The 8,171-nt window shown below is 73.1% G+C and carries 11 protein-coding genes; 9 read left to right on the top strand and 2 right to left on the bottom strand.

Going from position 1 to position 8,171, the window contains the following annotated elements; genetic code table 11:
- Positions 1–158 precede the first annotated feature (158 nt).
- The 7 genes from ACFXGA_RS07395 to ACFXGA_RS07365 all read left to right on the top strand — a co-directional run bounded on the left by ACFXGA_RS07395 (position 159) and on the right by ACFXGA_RS07365 (position 5,546).
- Positions 159–461 carry a hypothetical protein gene (locus ACFXGA_RS07395; RefSeq protein WP_378085155.1) on the top strand — a complete coding sequence of 101 codons (303 nt, stop codon included), beginning with the start codon at positions 159–161 and terminating at the stop codon, positions 459–461.
- Positions 462–664: 203 nt separating this feature from the next.
- Positions 665–1,504: a helix-turn-helix domain-containing protein gene (locus ACFXGA_RS07390; protein WP_378085153.1), complete on the top strand. Its 840-nt coding sequence runs from the start codon at positions 665–667 to the stop codon at positions 1,502–1,504.
- Between the two features lie 59 nt (positions 1,505–1,563).
- A complete protein-coding gene (gene pgsA / locus ACFXGA_RS07385; RefSeq protein ID WP_378085151.1) occupies positions 1,564–2,172 on the top strand; it encodes a phosphatidylinositol phosphate synthase in 609 nt (202 codons plus the stop codon).
- Positions 2,169–3,116 carry a phosphatidylinositol mannoside acyltransferase gene (locus ACFXGA_RS07380; protein ID WP_378085149.1) on the top strand — a complete coding sequence of 316 codons (948 nt, stop codon included), beginning with the start codon at positions 2,169–2,171 and terminating at the stop codon, positions 3,114–3,116. The genes pgsA and ACFXGA_RS07380 overlap by 4 nt, the downstream gene beginning before the upstream one ends.
- Positions 3,113–4,234: a glycosyltransferase family 4 protein gene (locus tag ACFXGA_RS07375; RefSeq protein WP_378085147.1), complete on the top strand. Its 1,122-nt coding sequence runs from the start codon at positions 3,113–3,115 to the stop codon at positions 4,232–4,234. Before ACFXGA_RS07380 ends, ACFXGA_RS07375 begins: the two co-directional genes overlap by 4 nt.
- The gene (locus tag ACFXGA_RS07370) at positions 4,231–5,208 is read left to right on the top strand and encodes an NUDIX hydrolase (RefSeq protein WP_378085145.1); all 978 of its coding nucleotides are present in this window, start codon (positions 4,231–4,233) and stop codon (positions 5,206–5,208) included. Before ACFXGA_RS07375 ends, ACFXGA_RS07370 begins: the two co-directional genes overlap by 4 nt.
- Positions 5,205–5,546, top strand: coding sequence for a hypothetical protein (locus ACFXGA_RS07365; protein WP_378085143.1), 342 nt, complete (start codon positions 5,205–5,207; stop codon positions 5,544–5,546). The genes ACFXGA_RS07370 and ACFXGA_RS07365 overlap by 4 nt, the downstream gene beginning before the upstream one ends.
- 451 nt (positions 5,547–5,997) lie before the next feature.
- Here the strand turns inward: ACFXGA_RS07365 and ACFXGA_RS07360 are convergent, their stop codons facing one another.
- Both ACFXGA_RS07360 and ACFXGA_RS07355 read right to left on the bottom strand, forming a co-directional pair.
- On the bottom strand, positions 5,998–6,372 hold the full coding sequence (locus ACFXGA_RS07360) for a PH domain-containing protein (RefSeq protein ID WP_378085141.1): 375 nt from the start codon (positions 6,370–6,372) through the stop codon (positions 5,998–6,000).
- A gap of 17 nt (positions 6,373–6,389) precedes the next feature.
- Complete coding sequence (locus ACFXGA_RS07355; RefSeq protein WP_378085138.1) at positions 6,390–6,908, bottom strand: DUF4240 domain-containing protein; 519 nt, start codon at positions 6,906–6,908, stop codon at positions 6,390–6,392.
- 161 nt (positions 6,909–7,069) lie between these two features.
- Between ACFXGA_RS07355 and ACFXGA_RS07350 the strand changes: the two genes are divergently transcribed.
- Positions 7,070–7,921, top strand: a complete 852-nt coding sequence (locus ACFXGA_RS07350; RefSeq protein ID WP_378085136.1) for a helix-turn-helix domain-containing protein — start codon at positions 7,070–7,072, stop codon at positions 7,919–7,921.
- On the top strand, positions 7,899–8,066 hold the full coding sequence (locus ACFXGA_RS07345; protein ID WP_378085134.1) for a DUF397 domain-containing protein: 168 nt from the start codon (positions 7,899–7,901) through the stop codon (positions 8,064–8,066). Before ACFXGA_RS07350 ends, ACFXGA_RS07345 begins: the two co-directional genes overlap by 23 nt.
- Positions 8,067–8,171: the final 105 nt, after the last annotated feature.

Here is an 8,171-nt window from a genome sequence, read left to right as displayed (position 1 = left end):
TGCGTGGGGGGGGGGGGGGGGGGGGGGGGGGGGGGGGGGGGGGGGGGGGGGGGGGGTGGGGGGGGGGGGGGGGGGGGGGGGCGCGCGGGCGGCCCCCCCCCCCCCCCGCCGCGACCCCCACCGCCGACCCCGCGCCGACGCCTGCGCCCGACGTGCCGATGCAGCAGGCCCTGCCCAGCCCGGTGACGGCCAGCGTGCGGCTGGTGGACGAGCCGTGGGGCACCCGGATCGACGTGCTGTGCTCCTACGCCGTGCCGGACGGACCCCCTACGCCCACCTTCGCCTACGCCCTGCACGTGCTCTCCGCCGACGGCCGGTCGGAGCGCGTCGCGACGTGGACGGCCGGTCCCGGGTCCACCACCCGGCCGACCGCGACGACGGAGCTGGCGCGGTCCGACATCACCGGGGTCGAGATCAGGCTGGTGGACAACGACCTGGTCCTGCTGCGGGTGACCTTCTGAGGACGCGTCACGGTCGGGCGGACGGGCCGCCCCGGAACCCCTGACCGGCGCAACCGCCCTAGCACAGAGGTACCTGCACGATCGGGTGCACGTGCAGGTGGCGCGAGCGTGCCGGAGATCACCTCGCAGCGACGGTCGGCCGACCCTCAGACACCTTCCTGGCCGATCGTCAAGAGGGGTGAGGCGTCGATACGGTGCGTTGCATGACCGCACCTGAGCGTTCGCGGCTGGCCCGAGAACGGCTCTCGCGCGAGTTACGAAGGCTGCGCACCGAGGCCAAGATGACCGGAACGGCCACGGCGCGCGCTACCGGGATGAGCCAGTCCAAGCTGTCGAAGATCGAGAACGGCATGCTCCTCCCGTCCGTGACCGACGTGGAGCGCCTGGTCGCCGAGCTGTCCGCGACCAGGGAGACCAGGGTCGAGCTGGTCGAGTTGGCCCGCCAGTTGCACGCCGAGGCGGAGACCCGCCGGGTGGTGCTGCACCGGGGGGCCCACCGCCACCAGCAGACCGTGGCCCGTATCGAGGCCCGTGCCACCACCAGCCGCTTCTTCCAGAACGCGGGCGTGCCCGCGCTGCTGCAGAGCGAGAACTACTTGCGCGTCGTGCACAACACGATGCCCCCGCACGAGCAGGACAGCGCGATCGCCACCCTGCGCAGCCGCCGTGCCCGCATGGACGACCTGGGCAAGCGGTTCGTCTTCCTGCTCGCGGAGAGCGCGCTGCGCTGGCGCATGGGGTCCGCCGACCTCATGTGCGAGCAGATCGACCACCTCGTGCAGATCATGCGAAGACCGAACGTCCAGCTCGGGGTCGTGCCGTGGACCGCGGACGCCAACATGGTCGCCCTGCACGGGTTCCAGGTCTACGACGAGCGGGTGGTGACGCTCAGCGTGCTGACCGGCAACGCGACCATCACCGACCCGCACGATGTGCGCGAGTACCTGTCCCTGTTCAGCCGGCTCGAACGGCTCGCGGTGCGCGGCGACGCGCTGGAAGACCTGCTGGAGCAGATCTCCAGGGACCACCGCAAGCTCGGCTGAGCTGGGTGGTTAGGCTGCGCGGGACACGTCGTCCCCGTCGGTAGGTGCCCCGCCGCCCCATGCTGAACATCTTCGCCCGCGCGTCGGTCTCGCGCGTCACCGATCCGGTCGGGGCGTGGCTGCTGCGCCGCGGCCTCACCCCGAACGCCGTCACGGTGCTGGGCACCGTCGGCTCCGTCGCCGCCGCGCTGTGGTTCATCCCGCGCGGGCAGCTGTTCACGGGCGCGGCCCTGGTGACCGCTTTCGTGCTGTTCGACCTGATCGACGGCGCGATGGCACGCGCCCAGGGCGGCGGCACGAAATTCGGCGCCGTGCTGGACGCGACCTGCGACCGGATCGCCGACGGCGCGCTGTTCGCCGCCGTCGCGTGGTGGGCGTTCGGCGAGGGCGAGCACGGGCTGGCCGCGGCCACCCTGGTCTCGCTGGTCGGCGCGCAGGTCACCTCGTACGTGAAGGCGCGGGCGGAGGCGTCCGGGCTGTCCGCCGACGGCGGCCTGGCCGAGCGGGCCGAGCGGTTCATCGTCGCGCTGGTCGGCGTGGGCCTGCACGGGCTCGGCGTGCCCTACGTCCTGCCGGTGGCGTTGTACCTGCTCGCCGCGCTGGTCACCATCACGGTGGCGCAGCGGGTGCTGGCCGTGAGCCGGTCGGCGAAGGAGCAGGGGTCGTGACCGGGCGGGCGGTCAGGGAGCGCCTGGTCGACCTCGGCTACGCGGCCGGGTGGCGGCTGGTGCGGCTGCTGCCGGAGCGGGCCGCGGAGGCGCTGTTCGACCTGGGCGCGGACCGGGCCGCGCGCCGCGGCGGTGGCGGGGTGAGCCGGCTGCGGGCCAACCTGCGCCGGGTCGTGCCCCGGGCGGGCGAGGCGGAGCTGGACGAGCTGGTCCGGCTGGCGGTGCGCTCGTACGCGCGGTACTGGCGCGAGGCGTTCCGGCTGCCCTCGATGGACCTCGACCAGGTCTACGCCGAGCTGGACCGCACGCTGAGCGGCGCGGAGAACCTCGACGCCGCGCTGGCCGAGGGCCGCGGCGCGGTGGTCGCGCTGCCGCACTGCGGCAACTGGGACATGGCGGGCGTCTGGCTGGTCCGCCACTGCGGCACGTTCACCACCGTCGCCGAGCGGCTCAAGCCCGAGTCGGTGTACCGGCGGTTCATCGCGTTCCGGGAGGGCCTCGGCTTCGAGGTGGTGCCGCTGACCGGCGGCGACCGCAACCCGGCGGTCGTGCTCGCCGAGCGGCTGCGCGCCAACCAGGTCGTCTGCCTGCTCGCCGACCGCGACCTCACCGCGGGCGGCGTGCCCGTCACGTTCTTCGGCGAGCGCACCCTGATGCCCGCCGGTCCCGCGCACCTGGCCGCGACCACCGGCGCGGCGCTCATCCCGGCCGGCCTGTGGTTCACCGAGGACGGCTGGGGCATCCGGATGCACCCCCCGATCCGGGTGGCGGGCACGGCGGGCGTGGCCGCGGCGACCCAGCAGGTCGCCGACGTGTTCGCCGCCGACATCGCCGCCCACCCCACCGACTGGCACATGATGCAGCGGCTGTGGCTGGCCGACCTGCCCGAGAGCAGGCAGAAGGCGCTGCGGCGGGTGCTGGCGCGCCGCGGGGAGCACGCGTGAAGGTCGGCATCGTCTGCCCGTACTCCTTCGAGGTGCCCGGAGGGGTGCAGGCGCACGTGGTCGACCTGGCCCGCGCCCTGCGCCGCCTCGGGCACGAGGTGGAGGTGCTCGCGCCCGCCGACGACGACACGCCGGTGCCGGAGTTCGTCACCCCGGCCGGCCGCGCGGTCGGCATCCCGTACAACGGCTCGGTGGCGCGCCTGTCGTTCGGGCCGGTGTCGTTCGCCCGCGTCCGGCGCTGGATCGCCGAGCACGACTTCGACGTGCTGCACCTGCACGAGCCCACCGCGCCGTCGCTGTCGATGCTGGCGCTGATGGTGGCCGACGGCCCGATCGTGGCCACGTTCCACACCTCCACGCCCCGGTCGAAGATGCTGTCGGCGTTCCAGGCCGTGCTCCAGCCGTTCCTGGAGAAGGTCACCGCCCGGATCGCGGTGTCCGCGCTGGCCCGCCGCGTGCAGGTGGAGCACCTGGGCGGCGACGCGGTGGAGATCCCCAACGGCGTGGACGTCGGGTTCTTCGCCGACGCCACCCCGCTGCCCGGCTACCCGCGCCCCGGCGGCACGGTCGGGTTCGTCGGCCGGTACACCGAGCCGCGCAAGGGCATGCCGGTGCTGCTCGACGCGTTCCGCGAGCTGGACCTGCCGGACGTGCGGCTGCTCGTGGTCGGGCGCGGCGACGAGGACGAGCTGCGCGAGCAGGCCGGGCCGGAGCTGGCGTCGCGGGTGGTGTTCCTCGGCATGGTGGACGACGAGACCAAGGCGCGGGCCCTGCGCAGCGTGGACGTCTACTGCGCGCCCAACACCGGCGGCGAGAGCTTCGGGATCATCCTCACCGAGGCGATGTCGGCGGGCGCGGCGGTGGTGGCCAGCGACCTCGACGCGTTCCGGCGGGTGCTCGACGACGGCAAGGCGGGCGTGCTGACCCCGGTCGGCGACCCGTCCGCGCTGGCCGCCGCGTTGCGCGAGGTGCTGACCGACCCGGCGCGGCGGGCCGACTACGTCGACGCGGCGCGGCACCGCGTCATGATGTTCGACTGGTCGGTGGTCGCGAACCAGGTCCTGCGGGTGTATGAGAGCGCCATGGCGGCAGATCCCCGTCGGGTGGGTGAGGCGTGACCAGTTCCGGCGTCGCGACGACGTTCCTGGTGCTGCTGGCGGTGGCCGTGCTGGTCGGTCCGTGGACGCTCGGCACGGCCAACCGGCTGGACCGGCTGCACGTGCGCACGGACGCCGCCTGGGCGGCGCTGGACGCGGCCCTGGCGCGGCGGGCGGTGGTGACCAGGGCGGTGGCGGCGGTGTGCGACAAGCCCGAGCTGAGGGCGGCGGCGGACCGGGCCGAGCAGGCCGCGCGGTCGGAGCGGGAGGCGGCGGAGAACCGGCTGTCGGCGTTGCTCGAAGGGCTCGACCGGTCCGTGCTGGAGCCCGCGCTGGCGGCCGAGCTGTCCGACGCCGAGCAGCGGGTCGTGCTGGCCCGGCGGGTGCACAACGACGCCGTGCGGGACACGCTGGCGCTGCGCCGGCGGCGGTCCGTGCGGTGGCTGCGGCTCGCGGGCACCGCGCCCACGCCGTCGTACTTCGAGATCGCCGAACCCGGCGGCGACACCGAGGCGCCGGCCCTCACGCCGCGCGTGGCGGCGCGGGTCGTGCTGCTGGACGCCGAGGACCGGGTGCTGCTGTTCGAGGGCTTCCTCCCGAGCCGGCCGGACGAGCTGTTCTGGTTCACGGTCGGCGGCGGCGTCGAACCGGGGGAGGACCTCCGGGCGGCGGCCGTGCGGGAGGTGTACGAGGAGACCGGCGCGCGGGTGTCCGGCGACGAGCTGATCGGGCCGGTGTGGAAGCGGCACGCCGCGTTCGCCCTCGACGGCTTGAGCTACGCGGCGGTCGAGTGGTTCTTCGTCGGAAAGGTGGACGGGATCGACGTGGACACTTCACGGTTCAACGAGGTCGAGCGGCGGACCATCCGCCGGCACCGGTGGTGGTCGCTGGAGGAGCTGGCGTCCACCGACGCGACGGTGTACCCGGTGCAACTGGCCGAGGTCCTGCCCGGCGCGCTGGCCGAGTGGGACGGCACGACCCGTTCGGTCCGATGATCGGGATCTCGAGCCGGATGGACGACGTCGTCGCCTGGTACCGCGCGCTGGAGCAGTCGAACCGGCCGCGCCTGTACTTCGAGTTCGTCGACGTCGAGGGCTGGGTGGACGAGGGCGCGCGGGCGCTCTACGAGGCCGTGGAGTACGAGGGCGAGCTGATCGCGATCCGGCAGGTCGAGCTGCCCTCGGCCGGCGGGGTGCACCGCTACTCGTGGCGGCGGATGGAGGACGTCTACGGCGGTCTCACCGACGAGCCGCTCGACCCGCACGACGACCCCATCAAGCCGATCACCCGGGAAACCTTCGAGGCGGCCTGGAACTCCCTTTCGCCGGAGTGACGGGCGGGGTTCGACCGCGTTCGGTGCCGCCCGAGGGACGGGTTCGGGCGGCCGGGACCGGGGCCTGCCGGGACGCGCGGGCCGCCTGTGGTCGGCACGGGGTGCGGGCCGTGGGCGGGTGGTTGGCGCGGGTGCGGGCCGTCCGACCGCGCAGCCGCCTGACCTCCGATATCGCCTGACTTCCGGCACCGTCCGGCTTCCGGCACCGTCCGACCTCCGGCACCGCCCGCGCGCTGCGCCGCATCCCGGCCCGCGCCCGCGTCGGTGCGCCGTCGCGGGCGGCGTCCGGCGGGAGTCGGCCGGGTTCGGTGGTGCTGGGCGGCAGGTCGGCTTCGCCGGCCGGCGCGGATGCGCGTCGTGGGCGCGCGGTCGTGGGCCGCGTGCGGTCGGGTGTGCAGGGGTCGCGGGCGGTCCCGGCGTTCGTGCGGTGGCCCGTGCGCGGTCCCGGCGGTCAGAGCACGAACGTCGCGATCATCTGCCCCAGCAGCCGCACGTCGGCGTGCCCCTTGAACTCCAGCCGCACCTGCCCCAGGCCGCTGAACCACAGGTCCAGCTCGGCGTCCATGTCGAAGGTGCCGGCGGTCTCGATGGAGAACGCCTGCACCCGGCTGTAGGGCAGCGACGTGAAGTCCTTCTTCCGGCCGGTCATGCCCTGGACGTTCACCGCGATCACCCGCTTGTTGGTGAACACCACGAAGTCCCGCACCGTCTTGAAGCTCGACACGATCTGCTCGCCCTGGATCAGGATCGGCGACACCTGCGACGCGATGTCCTCCGGCCGGCACGGGGCCAGCTTGAAGACGGACTGCTTCTCGAAGTCGATCACGCGTTCGACGGTACCCGCTACACCGCCCACCCCGCCGGGTTCGACCCCGATTCCCGGGAGATCCCCGACCCCGTCTCCGGGAAACCCCCGAACCGGCGGTCGTGCAAGTGGGCGAAGAAGTAGCAGAACTCCTCGCACTCGGCGTCCACCACCGCCACCCCCGGGTCGCGGACCACGGCCTCGTAGAACTCCCGGCCCAGCGCGAGGATGAACCCGCGCGCGTAGAGGAAACCGTCGTCCGAGCCGTCGGTGACCTCCTGGACGTCGGCCCGGTCGATCTCGTGCAGCTTGCGCTCGGCCACCCGGTCCAGCGCGGTCAGCTCCTCGGCGGAGAGGTCCGCCGACGCCGCCGCGAGCGCCCGCAGCACCGACGGCAGGTGCTCCTCCAGCTCGGCGGCCTCCTCGAAGGCGTCCTCGGACACGTCGCGCTTGGCCAACGCGCGCCGCACCTCGTTCGGACCGGGGCCGAGGCCGGTCCACGCGTCTTCCAACATCGCCCAGAAACGGGCCTCTTCGGTCTCAGTGGGGAGGATCATGCGGCGAACGTAGCAACGAGGTCCGACAATTCCGGGTGCTCCAGCGCCGGCGACGACCCCCGATCGGGTCAATCGTGGCCCGCCGGTACCGCGCTGACCTCTTGGGCTGAAACCCCGCGTTCAGGCTGGAACCGGCTGGTCAGACGCCCTAGCGTGCCCGCATGGAGTCACGCGCGTCGAATGCGCTCAGCCGCGAGCTGGGCGATGCCCTCCGCCAAGCCCGCCGCCGGTCGACCGTCAAGTTCGGGGACCTGGCCGAGGAGCTGGGTTGGTCCCAAGCCCGGATATCGAAGGTGGAGCGCGGACTGCGCGGCACGAGCCCGCTCGACATCGCCCGCTACGTCGGCCACCTCCGGTCGGACCAGGCGACCTACGAGCACATCATGGACCTGGCCGAGGAGCGGAACACGGGCCACCTCGTCCGGCCGCACGAGATCGCGGTGCCCGACAGCCTGCGCGCGCTCCTCCTGCACGAGCAGACCGCCGAGGTCATCTGGTCGTACGAGATCACCGCCATCCCGGGTCTGCTCCAGACCGCCGACTACGCCGCCGCCCTGATCGCCCCGACCGATGGTGAGCACCGCGTGGCCGAGCGGATGGCCCGTCAACGGATCTTCGAGCGGCCTCGACCACCCGCGGGGCACTTCTTCGTCCTCGAATCCGTGCTGCACCACGTGGTGGGCGGTCCGCAGGTGATGTACGAGCAGTTGCTGCAACTGCTGTTCCGCGGCGGCGTCCGGCTGGTGACCTTCGCGGACCAACTGCCCCGGACGCTGACTGCCGCGTTCACCTTCATGACCTTCGCCGATCACTCGCCCGTGTCGTACGTCGAGACCGGGCCGCTGGCGGTGCTCTCGGACGAGCCCGAAACCACCACCCTGTTCGAGCAAGCGTGCAATGACCTCGACCGGGTGGCGTTGAGTGAGGAACAATCGCGGTCGGTGTTCGCCGAGTGGGCGGATCGCTACGACCGACTGCGGGAGGAACAGCGTGGAGGCGAGGCAGTGGCGTAAGAGCAGCTACAGCCAAGGGGCCAATACCAACTGCGTGGAGGTGGCGTTCGCCCCGGAGGTCGTCGGCGTGCGGGACTCCAAGAACACCGCGCCGCGCCTGGCCTTCACGCCGACCGCCTGGCGCGCTTTCACCAGCAGGCGGTGATCGACGCCGGTTCCCGGGACCGCGCCCGGGACACGGCGTAGGGGTTTAACAACCGGCCGAGAACCAAGGTGACGTACGAAGGTTGCGTAGGTGGAATTTAGTAGT

The sequence above is a fragment of the Actinosynnema sp. NPDC059335 genome (assembly GCF_042752395.1).
In the GTDB taxonomy this organism is placed as follows: Bacteria; Actinomycetota; Actinomycetes; order Mycobacteriales; family Pseudonocardiaceae; genus Actinosynnema.
Note: the sequence above shows the minus strand (reverse complement) of the source record. Positions and strands in the feature narration are given on the sequence as shown.